This is a genomic window from Schaalia sp. JY-X159 (assembly GCF_014525425.1).
In the GTDB taxonomy this organism is placed as follows: Bacteria; Actinomycetota; Actinomycetes; order Actinomycetales; family Actinomycetaceae; genus Scrofimicrobium.
This window is the reverse complement of the sequence record NZ_JACEXI010000006.1, coordinates 22,261-46,482: the sequence shown is the minus strand read 5'-3', so window position 1 is coordinate 46,482 and position 24,222 is coordinate 22,261. Positions and strand designations below refer to the sequence as shown.

Annotated in this window: 20 protein-coding genes, 1 tRNA gene and 1 pseudogene; 9 read left to right on the top strand and 13 right to left on the bottom strand. The window is 58.9% G+C overall.

What is annotated here, in order from left to right:
- The first annotated feature begins 52 nt into the window (after positions 1-52).
- From IDL90_RS09985 to IDL90_RS09960, 6 genes are all read left to right on the top strand, one after another.
- Positions 53-1,402 (top strand): hemolysin family protein, encoded by a 1,350-nt coding sequence (locus tag IDL90_RS09985; protein WP_187994404.1) that lies wholly within the window; start codon positions 53-55, stop codon positions 1,400-1,402.
- Positions 1,399-2,463 (top strand): hemolysin family protein, encoded by a 1,065-nt coding sequence (locus IDL90_RS09980; protein ID WP_182141845.1) that lies wholly within the window; start codon positions 1,399-1,401, stop codon positions 2,461-2,463. Before IDL90_RS09985 ends, IDL90_RS09980 begins: the two co-directional genes overlap by 4 nt.
- A 362-nt stretch (positions 2,464-2,825) precedes the next feature.
- Positions 2,826-3,536 (top strand): M23 family metallopeptidase, encoded by a 711-nt coding sequence (locus IDL90_RS09975; protein ID WP_187994403.1) that lies wholly within the window; start codon positions 2,826-2,828, stop codon positions 3,534-3,536.
- A complete protein-coding gene (locus IDL90_RS09970) occupies positions 3,536-4,321 on the top strand; it encodes a glycerophosphodiester phosphodiesterase (protein WP_182141847.1) in 786 nt (261 codons plus the stop codon). Before IDL90_RS09975 ends, IDL90_RS09970 begins: the two co-directional genes overlap by 1 nt.
- 101 nt (positions 4,322-4,422) lie before the next feature.
- Positions 4,423-4,495: transfer RNA gene (locus tag IDL90_RS09965), tRNA-Arg, on the top strand.
- A 72-nt stretch (positions 4,496-4,567) separates the two neighbouring features.
- Positions 4,568-4,720, top strand: coding sequence for a hypothetical protein (locus IDL90_RS09960; RefSeq protein ID WP_187994402.1), 153 nt, complete (start codon positions 4,568-4,570; stop codon positions 4,718-4,720).
- Positions 4,721-5,068: 348 nt separating this feature from the next.
- Here the strand turns inward: IDL90_RS09960 and IDL90_RS11895 are convergent.
- From IDL90_RS11895 to IDL90_RS09910, 9 genes and pseudogenes are all read right to left on the bottom strand, one after another.
- Positions 5,069-6,157, bottom strand: a pseudogene (locus IDL90_RS11895) (recombinase family protein); the annotation flags it as partial.
- Between the two features lie 432 nt (positions 6,158-6,589).
- Complete coding sequence (locus IDL90_RS09945; RefSeq protein ID WP_187994401.1) at positions 6,590-7,015, bottom strand: hypothetical protein; 426 nt, start codon at positions 7,013-7,015, stop codon at positions 6,590-6,592.
- 259 nt (positions 7,016-7,274) lie between these two features.
- Entirely contained in the window at positions 7,275-7,769 is a 495-nt protein-coding gene (locus IDL90_RS09940; RefSeq protein ID WP_187994400.1) for a single-stranded DNA-binding protein, read from the bottom strand.
- An 85-nt stretch (positions 7,770-7,854) separates the two neighbouring features.
- On the bottom strand, positions 7,855-9,621 hold the full coding sequence (locus IDL90_RS09935; protein WP_187994399.1) for a TraM recognition domain-containing protein: 1,767 nt from the start codon (positions 9,619-9,621) through the stop codon (positions 7,855-7,857).
- 72 nt (positions 9,622-9,693) lie between these two features.
- Complete coding sequence (locus IDL90_RS09930; protein ID WP_187994398.1) at positions 9,694-10,170, bottom strand: hypothetical protein; 477 nt, start codon at positions 10,168-10,170, stop codon at positions 9,694-9,696.
- A 529-nt stretch (positions 10,171-10,699) separates the two neighbouring features.
- On the bottom strand, positions 10,700-11,596 hold the full coding sequence (locus tag IDL90_RS09925) for a DUF1295 domain-containing protein (RefSeq protein WP_187994397.1): 897 nt from the start codon (positions 11,594-11,596) through the stop codon (positions 10,700-10,702).
- A gap of 32 nt (positions 11,597-11,628) precedes the next feature.
- On the bottom strand, positions 11,629-13,479 hold the full coding sequence (locus IDL90_RS09920; RefSeq protein ID WP_187994396.1) for a long-chain fatty acid--CoA ligase: 1,851 nt from the start codon (positions 13,477-13,479) through the stop codon (positions 11,629-11,631).
- A gap of 132 nt (positions 13,480-13,611) precedes the next feature.
- The gene (locus IDL90_RS09915; RefSeq protein ID WP_223175171.1) at positions 13,612-15,006 is read right to left on the bottom strand and encodes a deoxyribodipyrimidine photo-lyase; all 1,395 of its coding nucleotides are present in this window, start codon (positions 15,004-15,006) and stop codon (positions 13,612-13,614) included.
- Positions 15,003-15,617 (bottom strand): MarR family winged helix-turn-helix transcriptional regulator, encoded by a 615-nt coding sequence (locus tag IDL90_RS09910; RefSeq protein ID WP_187994394.1) that lies wholly within the window; start codon positions 15,615-15,617, stop codon positions 15,003-15,005. The genes IDL90_RS09915 and IDL90_RS09910 overlap by 4 nt, the downstream gene beginning before the upstream one ends.
- Before the next feature lie 283 nt (positions 15,618-15,900).
- On the opposite strand from IDL90_RS09910, the gene IDL90_RS09905 reads away from it, so the two are divergent.
- Both IDL90_RS09905 and IDL90_RS09900 read left to right on the top strand, forming a co-directional pair.
- Positions 15,901-17,853: an efflux RND transporter permease subunit gene (locus tag IDL90_RS09905; protein WP_316930275.1), complete on the top strand. Its 1,953-nt coding sequence runs from the start codon at positions 15,901-15,903 to the stop codon at positions 17,851-17,853.
- 35 nt (positions 17,854-17,888) lie between these two features.
- The gene (locus tag IDL90_RS09900) at positions 17,889-19,181 is read left to right on the top strand and encodes an ISL3 family transposase (RefSeq protein WP_187994393.1); all 1,293 of its coding nucleotides are present in this window, start codon (positions 17,889-17,891) and stop codon (positions 19,179-19,181) included.
- Between the two features lie 270 nt (positions 19,182-19,451).
- Here IDL90_RS09900 and IDL90_RS09895 read toward each other — a convergent pair whose 3' ends face one another.
- The 4 genes from IDL90_RS09895 to IDL90_RS09880 all read right to left on the bottom strand — a co-directional run bounded on the left by IDL90_RS09895 (position 19,452) and on the right by IDL90_RS09880 (position 22,490).
- Positions 19,452-20,135, bottom strand: a complete 684-nt coding sequence (locus IDL90_RS09895) for a hypothetical protein (protein WP_187994392.1) — start codon at positions 20,133-20,135, stop codon at positions 19,452-19,454.
- Between the two features lie 27 nt (positions 20,136-20,162).
- On the bottom strand, positions 20,163-21,170 hold the full coding sequence (gene dprA, locus IDL90_RS09890) for a DNA-processing protein DprA (RefSeq protein WP_187994391.1): 1,008 nt from the start codon (positions 21,168-21,170) through the stop codon (positions 20,163-20,165).
- Positions 21,171-21,223: 53 nt separating this feature from the next.
- Positions 21,224-21,532 carry a hypothetical protein gene (locus IDL90_RS09885; RefSeq protein ID WP_187994390.1) on the bottom strand — a complete coding sequence of 103 codons (309 nt, stop codon included), beginning with the start codon at positions 21,530-21,532 and terminating at the stop codon, positions 21,224-21,226.
- A 202-nt stretch (positions 21,533-21,734) separates the two neighbouring features.
- On the bottom strand, positions 21,735-22,490 hold the full coding sequence (locus tag IDL90_RS09880; RefSeq protein ID WP_262509019.1) for a FadR/GntR family transcriptional regulator: 756 nt from the start codon (positions 22,488-22,490) through the stop codon (positions 21,735-21,737).
- A gap of 104 nt (positions 22,491-22,594) precedes the next feature.
- On the opposite strand from IDL90_RS09880, the gene IDL90_RS09875 reads away from it, so the two are divergent.
- Positions 22,595-24,178 carry an ABC transporter substrate-binding protein gene (locus IDL90_RS09875; protein ID WP_187994389.1) on the top strand — a complete coding sequence of 528 codons (1,584 nt, stop codon included), beginning with the start codon at positions 22,595-22,597 and terminating at the stop codon, positions 24,176-24,178.
- The last annotated feature ends 44 nt before the right edge of the window (positions 24,179-24,222 follow it).

The following is a 24,222-nucleotide window of genomic DNA, read 5'->3' as shown; positions in this document are numbered from 1 at the left end:
TTGCATGTGCCCTATTCGCACCGAGGCCGGTGCCTTATATAGTGTTATTATTATGCCCTCGGCACTCGTTGACCTCCTCTACGTCCTCCTCGGAATCCTCCTCACTCTGGGCACAGCAATTTTTGTGGCTGCAGAGTTCTCACTGGTCGCCCTGGACCCCGCGTCTGTAGAACGCAAAGTAACCGGCGGGGACAAGCGGCTCAACAGGGTGCTACGAGCCCTCAAATCTCTATCAACCCAGTTGTCTGGGGCGCAGGTCGGTATCACTCTCACAACCATCCTGCTTGGCTACACGACCCAGGTAGCGCTGGTGCGAATGTTCAGCTCTTCTCTGACTGGCCTGGGTGTCTCTATTGCGCTGGCAGCCACGTTAGGTGCGTTGGCCTCCGTGATTATCGTCAACGTGTTTTCAATGCTGTTCGGCGAACTCGTCCCGAAGAACATGGCGCTTGCGGAACCATTGCGCACCGCGCGTCTGACAGCCCCGGCCCAGTTGGTGTTTACCTGGCTGTTCGCCCCCCTCATTCGCCTGCTCAATGGAACCGCCAACGCGATACTTCGCCGGTTCGGTGTCGAACCGGTGGAGGAGCTCTCGAGTGCGCGTTCTGCCTCTGAGCTGGCCGCCCTTGTGCGACACTCCGCTGATGAGGGAACTCTTGATGAGGACACGGCAGAGCTATTTACAAGATCCGTCTCGATGGAGTCCCTCACGGCCATCGACGTCATGACTGATCGTGGCCGGGTCAAGTCGCTGCCCGAGGACGCAACGGCGGCCGACCTTGTCAACCTCGCCAGGGAAACAGGTCATTCCCGCTTCCCAGTCATGGACAAGGACGGGGAAGACTTCATTTCCATTGCGTTGTTGCGGCGCGCAATCGCTATCCCGCATGATCGACGCGGCGATGTGTCGGTGTCGTCCCGGTCGGTGTCTATTGCGGCAGACCAGGTGCCCGAATCGGTAGGAATCTTGCCACTTCTGGTTGAGTTGCGTGACGGTGTACAGATGGCTGTTGTTGTGGATGAGTACGGGTCTTCCTCGGGCATCGTCACACTGGAAGACGTTGTTGAAGAGGTGGTTGGCGAAGTCAGCGATGAGCATGATCGACGCCGTCGAGGAATTAAGGCGACGACGCGCGGCGGATACATGGTGCCAGGTACGTTGCGACCCGATGAGCTCGCGTCCCAGACGGGCATATATGTCGATGAGGACGGGCCCTATGAGACCCTGGCCGGCTTCGTGATGAATGAGCTAGGTGAGATTCCCGAGATCGGTGATGTGGTCACGGTTGGTGGTGTCAGCGTGGAGGTGGTTGCCATGCAGGGGAGGCGTGTGACACGCCTTCATGTCACGCCGGTGTTGGATCCGAACCGCACAGAAGCGGAAGAGGGGGACGTCGAATGAGTCCCGTCCTCGGACTGTCCCTGACAGTTGTCTTCCTCCTGGTCAACGCTTACTTTGTAGCAGCAGAGTTTGCGGTGACTTCCTCGCGTCGCTCCCAGCTGGAACCGTTGGCAAATGACGGGGTTCGCGGTGCCAAGCAAGCGATGTACGCCCTCGAACACGTCTCTCTCATGCTGGCGATAAGCCAGCTGGGCATCACCGTCATGTCGACATCTCTGGGTGCGATTGCAGAGCCCGCCATTGCACACCTTATCTATCGCCCGCTGTCCGCCTTTGGGTTGGGCATGGATGTTGCACACGGAATTGCTTTCGTAGTCGCGTTGCTTATCGTCCTCTTCCTCCACGTTGTTTTCGGTGAAATGGTTCCGAAGAACCTCTCGATCGCGAAGTCCACCGTAACTCTTCTAGCTCTTGCTCCATCACTGGTTGCAATTGGGCGCGTGTTGCGCCCCGTCGTGGTCCTGATGGACAACACAGCCAACTGGTTTATCCGTCATTTTGGGTTTGAGCCGAGGTCTGAGATAGCGGCGACATTCACGGTCCAAGAGGTGGCGAACATTGTTGAAGTGTCGCGGGAGGAAGGCAAGCTCAGTGATGAGTTGGGGTTGCTTGCCGGGACCTTGGAGTTTGCCGAGACAACTGTGGACGCCCTGATGATTCCGCTTGACGAGCTTGCAACCATCGCGCTGCCTGCCAATCCGGATAGCGTGGAGTCCATGGTGGCGAAGACAGGGTTTTCGCGCTTCCCCGTGACCGAGGGCCGGGGTGATGACCGGCAGATTGTCGGCTATGTGCACCTCAAAGACGTGCTCTATGCGCAGACCCCGGAAGAACGTGGTGAGCCGCTGCCTCCGTGGAGAGTCCGCTCCCTTGAGTACATCCCCTCAAACCTGGGCGCCGAGGACGCGCTGCGGCAGATGCAGACAACCTCGAGCCACGTTGTGGGCGTTGTGAGTGAGGCTGAGGGTGTGCTGGTCGGAGCCCTGTTCATGGAAGACCTGTGGGAAGAGCTGGTGGGACAAGTGCGGGATTCGCTGCAGCGTGGACCCCAGCTACAGTGAGGCAGCTGACCGCATTCTCGTTACCAAACGGTGACCTTGGTCCGGAAGGGTGTTTGGGGTGACATATCTTCCACCCAAATTTTGCACGTTAGTGATGAACACTACTGATCGAACTCTTGCCAAGCCGTAGACTCTAGATCGCGGTCTTTCGAGGCCGCCGACTTATTGTTTCAGTAGTTGGAGAGCGGATGTCTTACGGCGATCAGGTTGCGTGCCCATTGCCCAAGCGCAGTTCGGTGCATGACCGATTGGCTGAGGAATCCATGTTGAGCGCGCACTCGCGAGGTCAGCGTTCAAGTCGTACGCCTGCATCGCGGGGTCGTGTAGCGCTCCGCTGGAGTGGCGCTACCGCCACAACTGGAATGCTTGCAGCAATTCTTGCGGTTCCCGTAGCGACTGCCGCGATGCCCGCGACCACCGCCCCCGATTCTGACAAAGTGACGGGAAAGTTCGGTGTCGAACAGTCATGGGCAGACGTCAAGTCCAGCGTTCAAGATACTTCCACGGACTTGCGCCGTGATCCTGCAGCCGCTTCCCGGGCACGAATCCGCGTCCCGGTTGAGGTAAAGCCGTGTGCCGCTGAGGTGGATGTCGCAGCCAACGGTTCACGTCAAATGACCACGCAGCAGATGGTCTACATGCCGCTGCGTGAAGGCACCTTCTCTGGTACTTCGTATTACGGGTACCGAATTCATCCCATTTTTGGATACCTGAAGCTACACGAGGGCGACGATTACGCGGCTGAATCGGGGACACCGATCTATGCGGTTGCTGATGGTGTCGTCAAGACGGTTTCTTATGACTCTAGCCGTGGGAACTATGTAGAAATCGAACACCATATGGAAGACGGTTCGGTTTACGATTCCCTATATCTGCACCAGAATGACGGTGGTATCACCGTGGCGGTTGGCCAGACTGTCACAGCGGGTGAACAAATAGGTGCGGTTGGTTCCACTGGTTCTTCAACTGGAGCCCACCTTCATTTCGAGGTGCGCGATTCTTCAGGATCATCCCTACCTCCCTCACAGTGGCTAGAGTCCTATGGTGCGGTCTTCCTTGGTGAAGGCTGCTAGTGATTCCCGTTGTGGCGGCGCCGTACCCCCTGATCTTCGCTCATCGCGGAGGTGGGGAAGAGGCTGTTGAGAACAGCATTGCTGCGTTCGAGCATGCGCGTGAGATCGGCGTCAAGCATATCGAGACTGACGTCCAGTGCACCGCAGATGGTGTCGTGGTCATCTCTCACGATGAAACCCTGGACCGATGCTACGGAGCGTCAGGTAAGTTCTCGGACTACACTTTCGAGGAACTCCAAGAGTTTCACAACGAGGCCGGAGAGCCACCGCACCGGTTGCTTGATGTCTTGGCGATGTTCCCAGACCTGTATTTCAACATCGATGCGAAGTCGGATGAGGTCGTTGAGCCACTTCTAGATGTTCTTGAAGAGTCGGGGGCAGGCGGTCGTGTCATGGTGGCCTCGTTTTCAGAGAAGCGCCTTGAGAAAGTTCGCGAACTTGGTGGCGCGGAGCTGTCGACCTCACTTGGCGTGACAACAATTGTGCGGTTGCTCCTTGCTTCCGAAACTGTGTCGAATGCGGAGAGCTGGCACGTTCCTGGACCGCGCCATGGCGTAAGAGCCGCCCAGGTTCCGGAGAAGAACAAGGGTGTGCGCGTAGTCTCACCAAGGTTCATTGCCACAGCGCATACAGCTGGCTTGGCGGTTCATGTGTGGACCGTGAACGACCGGACCCAGATGGAGCGTCTGCTTGACTGGGGTGTAGACGGAATCGTCACGGACAAGCCCTCACTACTCAAAGAGGTCCTCATTGAACGTGGACAGTGGCCTCCCAGCAAAGACTGATCGGTAAGTGTCAGTCGTATCAGAATCCCTTATATCTGCCACGTGATTTTGCGTGGTTGGAAAACTGGTAAAGTAAAGCGGCGTTGGGCAACCCAATGCATGCCCCGATAGCTCAGTGGATAGAGCGTCCGCCTCCGGAGCGGAAGGTCGCAGGTTCGAATCCTGTTCGGGGCACTTAATAGACGAAGTTCGAAACTGCGACACGGTATACCGTGTCGCAGTTTTGTTTTCGTCGTCCGCGATGGTTTGAGGTTCATCCCACAGGCCCGCTTCACGCTGAACTTCCGGGTCGAGAATGACGTTGAAGGGCTTCGCTGGTGTCACGTCGAGATCGCGATGTTCTCCGATACGAATCTTGGTAAAGAACGCTTGATTCGCAAGGCGACGGTTCTGGTCTGAGCACGTTGCATAGACACGACCGATGTCGCTAGCCAGGTTCAGACAGTCATCGATGTGATTGCGTGCTTCGGCATAGTCGTTGTGATGTTCGGTGAGTTGTTCGTTGACGGAATCGAGTTCAGCTCGGAGTGTGTCCTGAAACTTCGAAAACTGCTCAAGTGACAGCGTGTCCTTCAGCCGTGCTTCGAGGAGCCGGTCTTGTTCGTCAATGATCTGAGTACGACGTTTGGTTAGGTCGGCCGCTTCAGTAGAAGCTGCCGAGGTGAGCCGGTCGAGTTCGTGGTGCAGCATGCCGCGTAGCGCATCTCGGGTTGCGGGGCTGAGTTGGACGCGTTGGTAGTAGTCGACGATCATGTCTTCGACGTCTCCGACCAGGATCGCAGCTTGGGTGCAGTCGTTCCTTTTCTGATGCCGGCCGAGGCACACGAAGTAAGGGTAGATGGTGCCGTTGCGTGCTTTTGCTTTGCTGATCATGAGGCGCGATCCGCATTCCCGGCAGTGCACGGTGCCCTTGAGGTAGTGGTCGTGTTTCTGGGTGCGGTCTCCGGAGGAGTTGTGCGCTTTGAGAATGGACTGCACTTGGTACCAGACTTCGGGAGCGACGAGGGGTTCGTGTGCTCCGTCGTAGCGCACACCCCGGTAGACGACATCACCCTTGTAGTACGGGTTCTGCAGCATGCGGTGCACGGAAGACAATGCGATCGACCGAGATGGACGTCTCGGAGTCGGCGCAGTCGTGAGACCTCGCTTCACCAGTTCGGTGCGGAGGTCAGCCAGAGAGAAATTTCCCGATGCGTAGGCTTCGAACGCCCACTTCACGAGTGGTGCCCGTTCAGTGTCGAGTGCAATGGAGCGGAGCTCCCGGCCGAGTTCGTCACGTTCCAGGGTGTTGAGGTAGCCGACCGGCGCTTTGGACGGGGTGCCACCTCCCATGGCTTTCTGAGTCATGCCTTTGACGACCTCGGTGGCGAGGTTGCGGGAGTAGAACTCCGCGATAGTTGACATGATTCCGTGCAGTAGCATCCCGGAGGGGGTCTCGTCGATGTTCTCCGTCGCGGAGACAAGCATGACGCCCGCTTCTTGGAGGGCGAAGTGGATCGCGACATCGTCGGCGCGGTTTCGGGCGAGCCGGTCGACTTTGTGGACGATGCAGTAGGCGACTTTGTGTTCTTTGACGTAGCGGATCATGCGCTGCAGAGCAGGACGGTCTGCCTTCTTTGCAGACTCGCCCGCATCCACGAACTCCTCAATGACGACCGCGCCCAGCTGTGCAGCCTTGTGTTGGTTCGCTTCACGTTGCGCGGGGATGTAGAACCCTTCTTCCTTCCCTCCTTTTTCTGCTCGCTCCTTTGTGGATACCCGAAGATAGGACACGGCGAGTGCTTCGCCGGTCACCACGGTGATTCGGCCTAGGGGTGGGGCTTCGAGGAGAGTCATGGCTGCACCGCTTTCACTCGACGGGGCAAACACGAAGCGGCAGGTGCCCTGCCGGGTCTAGGTGCGCGTCGAGTGTGTTTGGTGCCAACCGTCAAGGGTTAGCGTCTGCATTCCCGGTCCTGATTGTCAGGCTGAGTCCGCGTGTGGTGGGTGCGCGCCCGACCCGTGTATGGGAGGGCGTTCTGCGTGTCCCATGGTACCTTGCAGCACCGCTGGGTTAGGGGTGTGATCGGGATTTCAGAGTAGACGGGTTCGCTTTACGATCGCGCAGTTCGCGAGCATCGGCGACCCGCTCGAGAGCGAGCCGGATGAACAATTCGGTGAGCACCCCGAGGTCAGGGTCGGGGCGATGATCCGCTTCGACGAAGAAGCGCCGATCGCCGTAGGGCACGTATCCAGAGGTGCGTCGGTATCGCGTCGTCCGGCCCGCCATCAGTGGCGCTCCTGCTCGGCGTCTATGACTTGTCGGATGACCGCGTCTTGCTCTGCGGTACGGGCCGCGACTTGCTCGGCGACGAAGTCGACAAAGTCTTTGGTGCGTTCCGTGACCGGCCGTTCGCTGGCGTCGGGTTCGACCCAGTTCTCGGACTCACCGCCGGGCCACGGAGTGACCCGGGTGGGTCGGTCTCGGTCGAGGCGGGTTCCGGAGGTTGTCACCCAGTCGCGGAGGCGCTCACGCGAGACGGCGAAGTCATGATGCCAAGCGAGAGCCTGGTTGGGTTTGGCCTGCGGGTCGTAGCAGCCGAGCCAGTGCTGTCGGAGTGCGGAAAGTTCCCACAGGAGTTCCGGGTGGCGATGCCACATCGGTGGGATGACCTGTGTGGGCAGCCCGTACTCGTGGCGAGCCAGTTGACCCACGAGTTCAGCTCCAGCAGCTCGTGTTCGAGATCATCCGGGGGCAGGGTGCGCCAGTTGATCGGTCTGGGGATCTGCCCGAGTTGCGCGGCGAGGTCTTGGGTGTATGCCTGTTGCGCGAACCGCTTCGCCTTCGCCGCCACCTGCTCAGGCAACCCCGACAAATCAAGGCCATCACCATCGGTATCAACCGACGGTGGCTGGTCTGCATCGGGAACGTCAGGGGCGGGGTTTTGGGTGTTGTTCACGATGGTTTCCAGGATTACCGAGCGAGTGTCGCACGCGACGTGGCTGCCACTGTCGTGGCATCTGGTTCGGGGTCCAGCGCTTCTTGCCGGGCTGCAAGAGCATCGACGACCTGGTCGCGGCTCACGCTCTCACGCTCGACGGGTCCGCGTTCTGGTGCACGATGTACCTCGTAGCGGGTGGTGTTGTTGTCGTGGCCAATTCGAGAAGCGACAAACTGTTCGCGCTCCACCTCGACACCGTCGACCGTTTGCGGGTACGTCTGGACGTCGCCTTCGGCAATGAAGTTGTCGCCCTTCTGGAACTGCGCGTGCGCGAGCTCGGCAGACTTACGGAACATCACCAGGTCGGCGAACGTCGGATCCAGCTTCGTGAAGCTGCCATCCTCCTCGCGCCGCGCGTGCGGTTGCCCAATGCGGGCATAAAAGCGGGCCTCCCCATTTCCGGTGAACGTCAGCTGCGGGTCGGACGCGATAAATCCTGACAGGGAATCTTTCGTCTGAATGGCCATGGCCGGATACCTCCAGAGGTGTCGTGCTCGTGTTCACCCCGGCACTCTTGTCGGGGTCACCAGAGAGGTACGAACCCCACTCGGGTTAACTGGCACCGCCTTGGAGTGCCTGCTCAATCTCGGCCCGGTCCGTGTGCAAAATCTTCGCGTCGCCACGTTTTGGCCAGGGCCGTAGATTCGTGATGATGGGGCGTGCGGTGCGGAGCATCACCACCCCAGTCCCGAATGGCAGCGTGCGCAGCACATCAGGTGGCAGGATCGGCACCCGGCGGATCGATCGCTGACTGGAGTGCGCCCCGTATGCATCGGTCGTGACGGAGTCGGTAGTTTCATCACGGTCACCAATCAGGGTGGCGAGGTCCTGCAAGTCGCGGCTGTTGGACGCTCCGCGGAGGATGATCTTCACGATGGAGGCGTCCCAGATGGCGTTCGCTTGGTTCTCGCCCCACTTTTCCCGTGCTTGCGCGAGCGATTGCAACACCGGCAGCGGAGTGATCCCTGTGCCACCTCCTTCCGCCATCAACGTTGGCAGACTGGGCAACGGTGCCAGGTTGCCGATCTCGTCGAGCGCGAGCAGGAGTGGTGGGTCCATGCGGGCTCCGGGTGAGCGTGCGGCGATCTTCCTCGCCGTTTCGACGAGGTCTTCGATGAACGCCGCCACCAGTGCCGATGACGCTCCAGCGCCTGCCCCGGTCGTCAGCAGGTACAAGGTTCCGTTGCCCAGCAGAAACGCTTCCGGGTCGAACTCTTCGCCCGGTGCCGGGTTCACCGCATCGAGCACGCGGGGGTCGGCCAGGGCAGAGAACGCGAGCGAGACGCCTTGCCAGATCGAGTCCCTGGTACGAGGGTCGGCCTGCACCATCGCATCCAATGAGTCCGCCCATCCTTCCGCCGCCCCTGAATGGGAGGAAAGGATTCGGACGGCATCAGCGGCGAGGGTCGGGTTCAAAGCCCATTGGTAGAGCGTTTTCGCGTCTCGCCCATCCAGTGCCGCCGCGTGCAGGAGTCCCTGGATTGCGGCAGTGGTTTTCCTTTCCCAGAATCCGGCGTCTTGGACGCCACCGAATCCGGTGGCCGTAGCGAGGCCTTTCGCACGGATCATCGCCGTCAACGGATCCTGACACCCCCGCACCGGCGACCAGCGCATCCCCGCGGGCAGTCCCGGGGCGAGTTGTTGCGGGTCGAACACGGCGACCTTTCCCTTCCGCGCCCGCGCTTTCAACGTTGCGGTGAGGTTGTCAGGGCGGGTGGAGGTCGTGATGACGGCACCGGGTGCGTCGAGAATCGCGTTGATGACCACATGCAAGCCTTTTCCGGAACGCGGTGGCCCGATCAGCAGAATGCTGTCTTCGACCGTGGCCCATACTTGCCCGCCTTTGCCGGTACCGAGGAGATATCCGACATCAGCAGGGGCCGCCTTCCCGGTCAATGACGGCCGCAGAGTCGCGGCCTTCTTCACCAGGGCCTTTGCTGAGGCAACTCGGGCGACCTCGGCTGCCGTTGCGGTGCCGGCCAACCGGTGCGGGTCAGTTTTTGAGTGGGCCTGGTGGATTGCACGCCACACGAAGAAGCCCGCCGTTCCGAGGATCCCGAAGAACACGGTGACGATGACCCAGTAGAGGATCGGGTTGAGGCCGTCAGCGCCGAGTGCCTTCCCTGGATCAGTGGGGGTGGCAAGAACGCTGACGCCGGAGGTAAACCCTTCGGTGGGTTCCGGCAGGCCGCTGAGGAACGCTGCCACGCTGCCTGCGACTCGTAGGAGTCCGGTGAAGCCGGCAGCGGCAATGAGGGTGCCGAGGGCAAGGTTGATGAAGAGATCGTTGGCGGGTTTCGCCTGCACAGGGCCAGACATGATGGGCCACCTTCCTGACCCCGCAACGGTGTGTGCGGGGTCAGGAGAACAGGTGCGGGATGCAGCGCCGGGTCAGTCGATGCGTTGCACGGATGTGGTGCCAGAGATCCGGCCTAACAGAATTACCTCGCCTGTCACGACTGGTTTCTCGCCACGGTCTAGAAGCGCCCGTGCGGTACCTGTTGATCCTGCCGACGAGTGCCGGAGAACCAGGGCGAGGGCGACATCCTCACCGGGCACGAATCCATCTGCTGCGAACTCCAACAGGCTCGGTAGAGCGACCGCGGTGGGCGTATCGTGTGGCGGGGCAAATGGGGACCGAGGCTGCGGTGCAGGCGCGGTGAGGATATCGGCGTGGACGCTGCCATCGAGCTCCCGCACCTCCACCCGCGTCGGTGACCCGAGCCGAGCGACGAGCTCGGTGAGAGTCTGCGTGATCTCGCTGCGCCGGATCGGGGTGGCTGAGAGCTTATCTCCGTTGACCGTGGCGATGAGTGTGTCGGAGTTGATGGCCTCGAGAAGGATCTGCGGAAGCACCGGCGGCACCACGACCGTTTCTGCATGCTGGTCAGACGGTGAGGCAGGCGGTTTCGGTGGGGTTCGGCGGGTACGACGCAGACTCAAACGATCACGTCCGCACGAACGAGAACGATGGAAGACATTGGAGGGTGATTTCTTGGGGTCATGTCAGCAAGGTGCGCTGCCCACCATGCCGCTCCATTCCCGCCGTGGTGATGGGGTCAGCAGCGAGAGCCTGTTCCCGTTCCGCAAGATCGTGAGTTGTCTTCTCCCATTCCACTGTGAGATCTAAGAGTCGTTGGTAGTCATCGGAGCGACTTCTCCGTGTGCGAGAGACACCCAGGGATAGTCACCATCTGGCTGCCGGACGCGTGATTGCGAGTCCCACGTCCAAGAAGTTGCCAATCGCTCATCGATCAATCGGTACCCGTGTATAGCTCCTCGATCGCGAACCGAGTCATCGCACCCGATTCCGGATACAGCACGAAATCGCCTCCCCCGAAGAGAGATGGTCCTCCCACCCGAAAACAACGTTCTCTGGGTGCCGCTACGCGATCGACTACATTTTGCCGTGTGGGCTAGCCGTCAGACGCGGAATTAGCACGGGGGTGTGTTTTTTGTATGCCTCGTAATCTTCCTGGCCACCCCAACGCTTGTCAGCGCTTGCCTCGAGCATAGGAATTCCGCTGACTCGAGTAAGTAACAAGGTGACAAAAACCGGCGATAGTAGAGCAATCCACTGCCAACCGTGAAGCACCGGAGCTGCCACCAAGAACACTCCTACCCAGAGGACAATCTCACCAAAATAGTTCGGGTGGCGAGAGCGTGACCAGAGACCGGTGCGAATGAAGGTACCCGCATTTTTGGGGTCGGCCTTGAAAGCAGACTTCTGTAGGTCAGCGGTCAGTTCGAACGTCATTCCAATCACCCACAGCACGATTCCTGCGATTGAGATCCAACCGAGCGGCTCTCGCAACGCGGCATCGCTGCTCATCGCAATCCATGCAGCTGATGCGGTCAGACTCACCCAAAGGCCTTGCAGGATCCAGACCCGCAGGAAGACCAGCGGACTGCCTTTGATGTCATCAAATCGGTTGTCGGCACCGGCCTTACGGATTCGCAAGAACAGGAACGGGCCCAGGCGTGCCGCCCACAGAATTACCATCGCTGCAAGTACCCAGCTGCGAGTGTCTGGTGAAGGGGAGAAAATAAGCAGCACAATAGAAATGAGTGTGAATGTGCTGGCCCCTGTGAGGTCAAAGAATCTCTCGGTTTTCAAAATCATCGCTGGTAGGTACACGATGATCTGAATAGTGAAGGCGGCAACAACGGCGAGGGTAAAGAGCGGAATTCCGTCGATTTCTGCGCTACCTTGTGCACCCGTAAGGGCGACGAGCGCACCTATCGCGAGCACGACGATGATCGTGATGAGGGCGGATCGATTTGTGCGTGACATAGTGGGTCCTTTCTGTCTATCGGTCGCGGTGGTCATCGGTAGAGGTTGCCCACGACGTGAGCGCCCCGTTCGAGAACGATGCGGCGTTTGATCTTCATCGTCGGCGTGATGAGTGTGCTGTCGCCCGGGTTGGCAGCAACAGGTGCGAAGCGCCGCACTTGTTCGCTCCGTGCCACAAGTGCGTTGGCAGTGTCGACGGCGCACTGTAGTTCTTCCCGCAAACGGGAGTCTGTAATTTCGCTAAAGCTCGTGGTGTCCAAGATTTGGCTTTCGACACCTGCGGTCCTCGCCCACGCAATGAGCGCTTCCGGGTCGAGCAGCAGAATCGCTGAGAGATACGGCTTTCCTTCACCGATCATTACTGCGTGAGAGATGAGCGGATGTGCTGCGACAGCATTCTCCCAAGCCGTCGGAACCACAGTCTTTCCAGTCGCGGTAACGATCACATCTTTGAGACGGCCGTTCAAGGTGAGCCGCCCATCAGCATCAAGCGCTCCGAGATCCCCCGTACGAAAGTAGCCATCGACGAAGGCGTCAATGTTGTGTTCAGGGTCGCGGTACCCTTCGAAGACGCCGATTCCCCGCGCAAGCACTTCTCCGTCGTCACTGATCCGCACGGAGAGCCCGGGGAGCGGTACGCCAACAGTTCCTGAACGAATAGAGCCGGGCAAGTTGCCCGTTAGCGGTGCCGTCGTCTCAGTGAGCCCGTAGCCTTCGATGACTGGGACTCCGATGCCGCGGAAGAACAATGACAGATCTGCGTCGAGTGTGGCCCCGCCGGAGAGAATGTAATCGACCCGGCCACCAAGCACTGCACGCAATTTACGAAAGAACAGTCGATCAAAAACTGCATGGCGGATACGGAGCCCAAGTGATGGCAACTCAGCACTTCCAGAGTCAGTCTCTTCGCGCTGTTTTCCCCACTCGATCGCAGTCAAGCATGCAGCCCGCCAGAGAGCAGAAAAACCTATATCCGCCGCTTTCTGCGCTGCGGCTTCCTGCACTTTTTGGAGAACTCGTGGCACGACGACCAGGAAGGTCGGTGTGAGGACCTTGAGCGTTGCAACCACCTTCGCCGGGTCTGCAAGGTGGGCGATGCGCATACCGCTCGCGATGCAGATGAGCTGCAACCCACGGGCAAGTACGTGCGCGAGCGGCAGGAAGATAATCGTGTTTCCACCGGGGTGGACCACGTCGCCGTACGCTGCAGCGATGTTCAGTGCCTGGCCGATGAAGTTTCGATGGGTCAGAACCGCGCCTTTGGGGTCTCCGGTTGTGCCGGAGGTATAGACGATGGTTGCAGGTGAGTTGGGGCCGGCTGCCAAGCGACGCTGTTCGAGTTCGCCATCAGACACCTCAGTTGCACGTGCCGCAAGGTCCTTGATCGTTGGGTCGTTCAGGCCCGTAGTGCCACCGCTCATTGCCCAGACGCCGAGCGCATCCACACCGGTTTCGCGAATCGCCTGGCGGAGAACGTCTATCTGGTCATGGCTCCCTGCCACAGCGATTTGCACGTCTGCGTCGCGAATTATTGCGGCAACTTGGGCGGGTGAAGCCGTGTCGTAAATTGGCACCACGACGGCTCCGGCGAACCAGGCAGCCAAATCGACCACTGCCCACTCGTAGCGCGTTTCCGACATGATGGCTACGGCATCACCTACGTTCACGCCCGCAGCAATGAAGCCCTTTGCTAACTGCGAAACTTCGAAGTGAAATTCCTGTGTTGAAATGGGCTGCCATGGCGCAGAAAGATCTCCGGACTTTGTTGGGATTTCAAACGCAACATGCTGCGGGGCATCTTCGGCACGCCGCTTCAGCAGTTCAGTGACATTGCGGTACCCGTCGATATCAACCAGTAGCGGCGTCGAGTGTTGCTGGTGCATATGCGCTCCCGTCGGAATGAAAATTCTCAGCCGAGCACAATCTCCGGATTTTCCAAAATCCAGGTTTTGCTAGCCAACACATATTCTAACCAGGAAACTATTATCCAAACAATAAGTACTTTGACTCAGGTTCTATGAGCCCTGACGTTTTACGCTTTGGTAGGCCGCGAGTGCGGCACTTCGCGATTCGTCGAGGGCAACAATTGGCTGCGGGTACCTTCCGGAACCCCACTCGGGAATATGGTGCCGAATGTAGGATTCCTGAGGATCAAACTTCTTCGCCTGCAATTCAGGGTTGAACACCCGGAAGTACGGGGCTGCGTCGACGCCGGAGCCCGCCACCCATTGCCAGTTAAATGGGTTACTGGCTTGATCCGCATCAACGAGCGTGTCCCAGAACCATTGCTCACCTACGCGCCAATCTATGAGCAAGTTTTTTGTGAGGAACGAAGCGGCGACCATTCGTACCCGGTTGTGCATGGTGCCGGTGTTCCAGAGTTCCCGCATCCCCGCATCGACCAGTGGGTATCCGGTTGCGCCACGCTGCCATGCCACAAGCTCGTCCGGATGCACTCTGCGCCAGGGGAACTCATTGAATTCGGCTCTCCAGTTGGATTCAGAGAGGTTCGGGAAGTGAAAAAGTACGTGCCAAGCAAACTCGCGCCAGCCGATTTCGGTGAGAAACTTCGTTGCACCCTCAGACGCTACGGGTGACAAGTGGGCTCGGATTTGCTGCACCTCATGCCACACCTGGTGGGCACTCAGCTCACCCCAACGAAGGTGTGGCGAAAGGCCAGACGTTGCGTGCTCTGCTGGCACATCGCGGCCGACGGAGTATATTTCGAGATCCTCTTCAAGAAACTCATGCAGTCGCTCATGCGCGTGCGCTTCGCCAGGTGTCCAGGCCTGCCGCAATCCTTCGGCCCAGTCGGGTCCCGTAGGTTGCAGCGCCCACGTGGTGATATTTTCTGAGCCGAGTGCAGGTGCCGGAAGGTTACAGCGAGGCGGCGTGGGCAGTGGGAGCCGTAATTCTTCGGCATTGACGCGACATGCGCGCCAGAACGGCGTAAATACGGAGTAGGGCGAGCCCTGGCCAGTTCTGATTGTCCAAGGCTCAAAGAGCAACGACGCCTGAAAGCTCTCAATATGCACGCCTTCACCCCGAAGCCTCTGCTTCAGCTCAGCGTCGACCGCGATCTCGCCAGCTCCGTAGCGTCGATTCCAGAACAACGAAGATGCCCCTAAATCTCTGACGATATCGGGCACCACCGATCCCGCAGCTCCTTTTCGTAGCACTAGCGAAATGTTGAGCTCTGCAAGGGACTGTTCCAGCGAGAGCAAGCTCTCGTGCAGCCACCATCGTGAAGCCCCACCCAGTGGCCTGATCGCCGGAGACTCTTCGTCAAGAACGTACAGCGCCAACACCGAAGAGCCTCGATTGAGCGCCGCAGTGAGTGCAGGGTTATCAGCAATACGCAGGTCGTCTCGAAACCAGACGACGCTCACATCACTCAGAGCCGGACTCACGGGACGTTCCATCCGTCGTGACCTTGCCTCATGCGCTCGGCGATATCGTTGAGAAACTTCGTTATAGCTTCGCGCTCCCTTGGCTCTAGAGCCGCTGCCACAATAAACCTATTTGCGTGTGTTCGTCCCACCGTGTCACGGGCTACAGCGTGAGTCTGTTCTGTGACGCTGATCGATAATGCGCGCCGATCTGTTGGGTGCGGGCTACGCACAATGTGCTCATCTCGCTCCAGGCGGTCAAGCAACTTTGTGGTTGAAGCGCTGGTGATGCCGAGGTGCCGTGCGATCGCGCCCGGAGTCACGATCTGTTCTTGGTTCGCGGCCACAATCAAAAAATGAATTGCCCGCATCTCTGTCTCACTGAGCTGCATGAACTTCTGGGACGCTTTCGAGAGTTCTTCCTCCGAGCGCCTCAGGTTTGCCATCGAGTTCATGAGACGGGTGATCTGTGCAACATCTTCAACACTGAGGGCTGATCGGTCGATGAGGTGCCCCTGCGGGTCACTGGCGTTGACGTCATAAAGCGAACTCTCCACAGACGGAGGCTCTTCGTCCTTTGGACGCAAAGTCTGGGCAGTCCCTTGAGGGGGCCCGGTCGTGTCGTTTGCCATTCTTACATTCTATGAGGAATGTGGGTATTATGCTAAGGGTATTGCTAGATAGGCTATATAGTCAATATTGATCAATATTTTCTCGACTGTCGCCCAAAGCTGCTCCGTTGAAAGGAAAGCCATGAAGAACTCAGTTTCATAGGCCAAGAATGCGAAACAAGTTCGAGCTGCGGCACGTCAGCGACCTCCGAAGTGGTTGCGAGTCTTCATTCCTGCCCTGCTCATCCTTGTCTGGCTCGCTGGGGCGAGTGTGGGCGGACCCTACTTCGGGAAGGTCGGTGAGGTGTCATCGAACGATCAGACCAGCTATCTGCCAACCAGCGCTGACGCTACCACCGTACAAAAAGTTCTCGGGGATTTCCGTGACAGTGACAGCATCCCCGCTGTCCTCATCTTCACTAGCGACTCCAAGATTAATGACACCACCATGGCTGCCTTGCAGACCGAGCTCGACAGTATCAGTCAACTCGACGGCGTCGACAGCCGAACTTCTCCGCTCCTTCCATCGGAAGACGGACACGCAGCGCAAGTGTTCGTGCCCATCAACAGCAGCGGAGAAATTGGCGATGTGGTCGATTCGATGCGGAACGCCATCGGTAAGAACCTGCCAGAGGGCGTCACGGCATACGTCACGGGACCTGCAGGGTTTACCGCTGACCTCGTAGATGCGTTTAGTGGCATCGACGGTCTCCTGCTGTTAGTGGCTCTGATTGCAGTGTTCGTAATACTCATACTCGTGTACCGGTCACTTCTGCTTCCAGTGGCTGTGCTCTCGACGAGCTTATTCGCGCTGTGTGTGGCCTTACTGACGGTGTGGTGGCTCGCCAAAGCGGGGATCCTGCTACTCAGTGGCCAGACACAGGGGATCCTGTTCATTCTCGTGATTGGTGCCGCCACTGATTACGCACTGCTGTACACCGCTCGCTACCGCGAAGAACTCAGAACGAACCAGCACAAGTGGGATGCAACGATGGCCGCACTCAAGGGTTCGTTCGAGCCGATTCTGGCCTCAGGAAGCACTGTGATTGCCGGCCTGCTGTGCCTGCTGCTGAGCGATCTCAAGTCCAATAGCACCCTAGGCCCAGTCGCGGCAATCGGTATCGCGTTCGCAATGCTCTCCGCCCTCACACTGTTGCCTGCCATCCTGTTTAGCTTTGGTCGTAGCGCCTTCTGGCCGAAGCGCCCCCACTACGAGCCAGATATTGCCCGCCTTGAGGACGGTATGCACACGACCGGAATCTGGGCATGGCTGGCCGGACAGATTCGCCGGCGGCCGCGCGCTATTTGGGTGACTACTACTGTCATCTTGATTGTCGGCGCATTCGGCCTGACACAGTTGCAGGCTACCGGTGTTGCGCAAAGCGATCTGGTCCTTGGTCAGTCGCAAGCTCGCGACGGACAGGTCGCTCTCGGCAAACACTTCCCGGGTGGATCAGGAAGCCCAACCTACGTAGTGACCGAGCAGGATCAGCTGCAAGAAGTTGCCGATGTACTCCTCAGGTCCGATGGGGTCGAGTCGGTTGCGATCACCACAGCCGACTCTCCGAGCGGCACCGCTCAGGTCACGAATGAGGGAATAACGGCCTTTGGCCCGCCCGGAACAGCTGCGCCAGCCCCTACGGTGGCCAGTGGGCAAGTTTTGTTGCAAGCGACCCTCACCGATGTGGCCGACTCTCCTGCCGCAGAGCAGACTGTCCGTGAACTGCGAAGTGACCTTGCCGGGATAGGAATCGTTGGCGGTGTCACCGCGACCGCAATCGACACAAACGATGCCTCGATCCACGACCGAAACCTGATCATCCCGATCTTGCTCATCGTTATCCTGCTGATATTGATGCTGCTCTTGCGATCAATCCTCGCCCCGGTGCTTCTTATTCTGACCACGGTGATCTCATTTGGTACCGCTCTCGGGATCTCGGCACTGGTCTTTAACGGAGTCTTCCAGTTCCCAGGCGCAGACGCCGCGGTGCCGCTTTTCGGTTTCGTATTCCTTGTCGCACTCGGTATCGACTACAACATCTTCTTGATGACCCGGGTTCGGGAAGAATCGCTCACCCACGGCACTCGCGACGGTGTGCTTCGCGGACTCTCCACCACCGGGGGTGTCATCACCTCTGCTGGCCTCGTTCTCGCGGCAACGTTTGCAGCGCTGGCAGTAATCCGGCTCTTCGCAAAAGGGACTGTAGGTGGTGTTGGGATTGTGGGTGTGAGTGACCCTCTGGCTGGCAGGATGTAGGTGTTCAAAATCTGCATCTGCTGCCCGGAGGGTCTGTGTATCAGTTTAGTGTGCCGTGTCTAGAGTCTGCATTCCGTCTTGATAGCAGTCAGGTGGTGATCACTGGTCAAACAACAATTCAGCAAGGAGACCGGCAAGTCCTCATTTTCGAGGTTCGTCTGACACAACCGGATTGGTGGTGCCGCTCTTGTGGGTGCCAGGCCAACTCTCGTGGGAGTCGTTCTCGTCAGTTATTTCATGCCCCAAACGGGTCCCGACCGGTGCGTCTACTACTACGTTTACGGTGCTTTTCTTGCACACTGTGTCAAACCTATTGGTCGGAACAAGTGCCAGCGGATTTGGTGCCTGCCGGCTCGAAACTCACGCGGGCGGCTATCAACTGGGCTCTGGTATCAGTGGTATTAGACGGGCTCAGTATCAACGCTGTAGCACGGAATCTGGGGACGGCATGGAACACCGTCAACGAGGCGGTCTTAGAAGCCGGTTACACGCAGTTGATTAGTGATCCCACCCGTTTTGATGGGGTCACCACCATCGGGGTGGATGAACACTGCTGGCGGCACGTGGGATGGCGCTCAGACCGGTTCGTAACCGTCATCATTGACCTAACCCCACGCCGCGATGGCAGACCGGCGCGCCTGTTAGACATGGTTGCGGGCCGATCTAAACAAGTGCTGAAAACCTGGTTACAAGCACGCGACACCAAGTTCAGGTTAAACGTGAAAACCGTGGCAATGGATGGATTCACTGGCTATAAAAGCGCAGTGCGAGAAGTCCTCAGAACCGCTGCAACAGTAATGGATCCCTTCCACGTGGTACGCCTAGTGGGCGACAAAGTCACCCACTGCCGCCAAAGACTGCAACAAGAGACCCTGGGACGTAGAGGACGAAAAAATGATCCTCTCTACCAGGTGCGCCGCTTGCTCCTGACCCGTAACAAACTGTTAAGTGAAACGGCTGCACCCAAAGTTGATGCCATCATCCAAAACCCCAGGTACGAGGCCCTGACACGAATATGGAGTCTCTACCAAGCAGTGATCAACGCCTACGAAAACCCGAAAAGACTGCAAGGACGCGAGAAACTCGCCTGCATCATTGACGCCCTCAACGCCGATACCACGCGGGGAAATCCCGAGCTACGTTCCCTAGCACGAACGCTACACAAGCGCCGCAATGACATCCTGGCCTACTTCACCCACCCCCACTCCTCTAACGGGCCAACCGAAGCCATCAACGGCCGCCTCGAACACCTCCGCGGCATAGCCCTAGGATTCCGAAACCTCCAAAACTACACCCATCCTGCCAGCCAGTCCCAGACCAGCCAATAAACAACTTACAGAAGAGCCGTTTATCTCTTCGCCGCCGTCACCTGCACCACCCTCATCGGTCACGGGTGGAGCGAATGGCTCTACCTGCTGTTTTTCCTCTTCCTGTGGAATGCGCTGAAATTCATCCTCATGGGACCCATCAGCGTCGTCCTTCTGGCTCGCGTCCGCTACCAGGAAGCACGCGCCCGCCGCCACAACCGAAGGGCTGCAGAGACCTGGGAGGCGGTACCCGCCAGCAGCTAACTCGCCTGCGGATCTGACCGTCCGCCGCTACTCGTCGGTAGCGCGCAGACGGTTCTCCTCTTCCAGGAGGTACTCCCACTCGGCAGGCTCCACAGCATCAGGGATGACTTTGTCGAGGCGTCCAGTATCGATGACGTACTCGTGCTCACCGCGGGTGGCGTGGAACGTGGCGAGCACCGCCTCCCGCGGCACCGCTGCCTCATAGATCTCGTGGTGGCGACCGCCGAGTGCGCCGAGCCGGGTGGCGAACCAGTGCGCCCGCTCAAAACTCGTCGTCCACGAAAACCCCGTCTGGTGCCCCTCCGCCGCGGCACGAAACAGTTGCACCGACTCCGGCAGCCGTGCCCGGTCGCGCACCTCGGTCTCGTGCAAGTAGTGGTCTTCGTCGACGCCCGCGAGTTCAAACAGCTGCACCCACACCTCATGATCCGCAGCCCGTCCCGGCCACTCACACGTCGTCCAGGTGTCCTCGAGCCCCCTGCGAAGTTCCCGGTCAGTGAGAGCCCCAGTGATAACGGCGGCGAACAGTACCCCCGGCTTGTCGTTACGGCCGATCCTCGCCGATAGGTCCGCCCAACCCACTCTTGGGGCATGGGCGTTGCCGAGTCGTCTCACGAGGCCGCCCCCTTCCAGCAGTTGCGACACATGGTCGTCGAACAACTCTTGTCCATACGGGCCGAACTGTCGCCCGTCATTCAATGATCGATCCATCACGGTTCGCTCCGCCTTTCGGTCTTGTTACCGACTCAGCTCCGTAGTGCGTGCAGGAGAAGTCGACGGCGAAACCAGCACAGACGCAGACACGTCAGGAGTCAGGGTTCTCGGTGGATAGGCTCCGGCACGTCGCAGCATCATGGTGACGTCGTCCATCCCCGTCACGACTTCTGCAATCTCGTCACGCATCAAACGGTGGCAGCCCGCAGAAGCAGCGCTGGTGATCGGACCCGGTACCGCGCCCACCTTGCGGCCAATCTCCATCGCCTGTGCGGCAGTGACGAGTGCCCCGGAACGGTATCCGGCCTCAACCACCACCACCGCAGAAGACAAGGCAGCGATGAGTCTGCCTCGTTGCTCGAATCGGTGCTTCGTCGGTGAAGCCCCGGGTGGGAGTTCGCTTACCAGCGTTCCGGTCTGGGCGATCTGTTCAAGCAGTTGCTGATTGCCGGCCGGGTAGAGCCGGTCGAGCCCTCCAGCCAGCACCGCTACCGTCGTGCCGCCTGCGATGAGTGCAGCACGATGCGCAGCCGCATCGATTCCATACGCACCGCCCGAGACGACCATATCTCCAGCATCGACAGATCCTGACGCGAGCTCTCCCGCGATATACGTGCCGTAACCAGTCGCTGCCCGCGCACCGATGAGCCCCACCGAAGACGGCGCAGACAAGTGCTCGACTGCACCCATCACCCACAGCGCGATCGGCCCATGATCATGCCACCGCAGCATGGATTCCGGCCATCCCTCATCGCCAGGAACGAGAATCCGCATCCCGAGCTGATCGGACGTCTCCATCGTCTGTCGAGCGTGGTCCTCACTCAACCGAGACCGAAGTCGCTGCCGCCATGCGTCGACGTCCGTGCGTACCGACAAATCAGCGTCAGTCAGTTCCATCGCAAGCCGCACCGTCTCACTCGGTCCTACCGCGCGGATGAGCCTGCCCGTCACCGCATCTCCCGGTTCCGAAGCGATAGCGAGCATCACCCTCGCAAAGCGCGCATCCTCGGGTGCCTCATCAATATCAGTCATGGCCCGTACCTCTTCTGTGCTCCAGTCGTACTATCTGGGAGGTACGGGAACGATCATGCACCAGGCAAGGCTGCTGTGGCAGGAAACAGCGGAGGACGCAACAGCACACCACTATTGCGGAGATGGCGACCGACCGTGCCTTGGGTAACTCCGAGAACCGCACCGACCTGCGCAAGAGTCTTCCCCGACAAGTAGAGCTCCCGCGCCCGTTCGACAGCCTCCGCATCCAACCCCTGCCGCCGGAGCCGTGCACCCGCATTGCGAAGATGACGCATCACTGCCTCGCGATGTAGCCCCACTTCAAGACCGACCTGGCGGGCACTCGTTCCGGCCTCGTACAACTCGACCATCTGAACGATCATTTCTGGGGTGACAGAGGTTTGAACCCTCCCAACCGACTCAATGACTCGGCCTCGAGAGTCCAGAATAGGAGTCCGAACGCCCAGCTCCCGCACCTTCGAGATACCCACACTTGCCCGTGAAATCAACGATCTCAACGCCGGTGACGAGTTTCGAACATCATCCAGGTAGGAGCACTTTTTGTGCGCGCGTTTGGCCGGCGACCTAGCTGAGGATCTCCAGCAGGGGTTCGTAGTGCTCCACCACAGCGGCGCGGTAGGCATCAACGTCACCGTCTGTTGCAGCGTCGAGCATGTGGCGGTGGCTGTAGGCAGTCCGCAAGCCCGATCCTTCTGTTTCGGATTCAAGGTTAGGAATGATTGACGTGTGCACCAACCAGAAGGACTGATACATCTGGCGCAGCAGTTGGTTGCTGAGCGGCGCCAAGAGGGTGCGGTGGAATGCGATGTCCTGGTTCATGAAGCCGTGGCCCTGTTTGGAAAGGGACACCATCTCTTCCACTAGCTCTTGCAGGGCTTCGTCAGGTTTGCCCTTATGTGCATCGACGACGGTGGACGCCATTCCCAGGTCCATTGCCTGGCGCGCCTCCGCAACCTCGCGGAGGAAGTCACGGTTGCCGGCCTCGGACAGTGAGGCACGTAACACAAGGGTTTCAACCATGGGTTCGAGGGACATGTTGCCGACGAAACTTCCGGATCCCTGCTTGACCCCAACGATGTCGAGAGCTTCCAGTTTGCGGAGCGCCTCCCTGACTGATGAGCGGGAAACGCCGAGATCAGCGGCAAGTGCAGCCTCGGTAGGGAGGGGGTCTCCCGGCGCGAGGTTGTTAGAAAGGATATGCGCTTTGACAGCGTTCATCGTCGCGGCGGATCGGTTCAAGGTATTGATCGGTGCCGGCTGTGGCACTGCAACACTTGATAACAATTCGGCAACGGACTGTTGTAAATATTTGTCAGACATCTTATGATTCACTATACCAGGGCATTTAGAGACTGGGTTGGGTTCAGCATATGTTGAAATCACGCTCGGCGGCCTCAATGGAGAGATAAGGGGAGAAACCCAAGATGTCAGTATCAAAGAAACGACGCTTTGCGCTAACCGCATTCGCGGCAACCGCAGCCTTGTCACTTGCCGCGTGCAGTGGTGGGGGAAGCACCCCGGCCACACCGGAAAGTGGTGATGCGGGTTCAGAAGGCGGCGCAGCAGGAAGCGGCACAATCACCGCTGCCGCAGCATACGAAACCACCAACTACGATCCTTCGTCCACGTCCTCGGCGCTGGCAATGGGCACCAACTGGCAGGTCATGGAGGGTCTCTACGAGCTCGACCTGCACACCTACGAACCATTCAAGGCTCTCGCCAAGGATGACGACTTGGTAGAGGTCTCAGACACCGAGTACGAAGTAACGCTGCGTGATGACGCGAAGTTCTCTGATGGAACTCCAGTCACCTCCGCCGATGTTGTTGAGTCCTATAAGCGCGCCACCGCAGAGGGCAACCTCTACGTTTCGATGCTCGACTTCATTGACGACATCACCGCGAAGGACGACACCACAGTCACGATCAGCCTCTCCAAGCCGTTCGGCCTGGTGAAGGAACGTCTCACACTGATCAAGATCGTCCCTGCTTCCTCGACCCAGGAAGAAATGACCGCGATGCCAGTGGGCACCGGCCCGTGGAAGTACGACTCGATTGACGAGCAGAAGATCCACATGTCACCGAATGAGAACTACAACGGTGACTTCCCAGCCGAAGACGAGGCAATGATCGTCGACATCATCAAGGATGACACCGCACGCACCACCGCTCTTCAAGAGGGCTCTGTTCAGGTCATGGAAGCCGTCCCGGCTGACGTCCGCGCACAGCTTGAAGGCGCAGGCGCAACCGTTGAATCAGTTCAGGGCTTCGCACTCCCCTTCCTGATGTTCAACACCAAGAAGGCTCCTTTCGATGACGCTCGTGTTCGCCAGGCATTCTTCTATGCCATCGACGTTGACAAGCTGATCTCAAACGCAATGTCTGGTGAGGCAACCGCAGCAACTTCCTTCCTGCCTGCAACTCACGCCAACTACAACGAGGCATCGACGGTGTTCACGTACGATCCTGAGAAGGCAAAGGAACTCCTCAAGGAAGCCGGCGTTGACTCGATCGACATCACGCTTCTGACCACAGATCACCCATGGATCACCGCACTGGCACCCCAGGTCAAGAACGACCTCGACGCCGTGGGCATCAACACCACCATTCAGTCCGAAGCATCGTCTTCCCTCTACGCCAACAACACCGACGTTGAGGATCCCCAGTTCGACGCCGTTCTCGCACCGGGTGACCCCTCGGTCTTCGGTAACGACCCCGATCTGCTGATGAACTGGTGGTACGGCGACAACACCTGGACCCACTCCCGCACCCAGTGGTTCGGTTCTGATGGCTACAACAAGCTCCACGAGCTGCTTGACGCTGCTGTAGCGTCCGAGGGCGAAGCACAGCAGGACAGCTGGAACCAGGCATACGACCTCCTCTCTGAAGAGGTTCCGCTCTACCCACTGTTCCACCGCAACATGATCACCGGATACCACGCTGATCAACTCAACAACTTCGTGCCGATCGGCACGACTGGCCTGAACTTCATCGGAGTTTCGACCAAGTAAGTAGTCAAGTGGGGCGGAGCAAATGCTCCGCCCCACCCCTTACT

Coding starts and splice junctions, on each gene's coding strand:
- IDL90_RS09975 (WP_187994403.1), top strand. CDS start 2,826: ATGCTTGCAGCAATTCTTGCGGTTCCCGTAGCGACTGCCGCGATGCCC.
- IDL90_RS09940 (WP_187994400.1), bottom strand. CDS start 7,769: ATGGCCATTCAGACGAAAGATTCCCTGTCAGGATTTATCGCGTCCGAC.
- IDL90_RS09985 (WP_187994404.1), top strand. CDS start 53: ATGCCCTCGGCACTCGTTGACCTCCTCTACGTCCTCCTCGGAATCCTC.
- dprA (WP_187994391.1), bottom strand. CDS start 21,170: ATGACTGATATTGATGAGGCACCCGAGGATGCGCGCTTTGCGAGGGTG.
- IDL90_RS09920 (WP_187994396.1), bottom strand. CDS start 13,479: ATGCACCAGCAACACTCGACGCCGCTACTGGTTGATATCGACGGGTAC.
- IDL90_RS09980 (WP_182141845.1), top strand. CDS start 1,399: ATGAGTCCCGTCCTCGGACTGTCCCTGACAGTTGTCTTCCTCCTGGTC.
- IDL90_RS09935 (WP_187994399.1), bottom strand. CDS start 9,621: ATGTCTGGCCCTGTGCAGGCGAAACCCGCCAACGATCTCTTCATCAAC.
- IDL90_RS09925 (WP_187994397.1), bottom strand. CDS start 11,596: ATGTCACGCACAAATCGATCCGCCCTCATCACGATCATCGTCGTGCTC.
- IDL90_RS09910 (WP_187994394.1), bottom strand. CDS start 15,617: ATGGCAAACGACACGACCGGGCCCCCTCAAGGGACTGCCCAGACTTTG.
- IDL90_RS09875 (WP_187994389.1), top strand. CDS start 22,595: ATGTCAGTATCAAAGAAACGACGCTTTGCGCTAACCGCATTCGCGGCA.
- IDL90_RS09895 (WP_187994392.1), bottom strand. CDS start 20,135: ATGGATCGATCATTGAATGACGGGCGACAGTTCGGCCCGTATGGACAA.
- IDL90_RS09880 (WP_262509019.1), bottom strand. CDS start 22,490: ATGTCTGACAAATATTTACAACAGTCCGTTGCCGAATTGTTATCAAGT.
- IDL90_RS09885 (WP_187994390.1), bottom strand. CDS start 21,532: ATGATCGTTCAGATGGTCGAGTTGTACGAGGCCGGAACGAGTGCCCGC.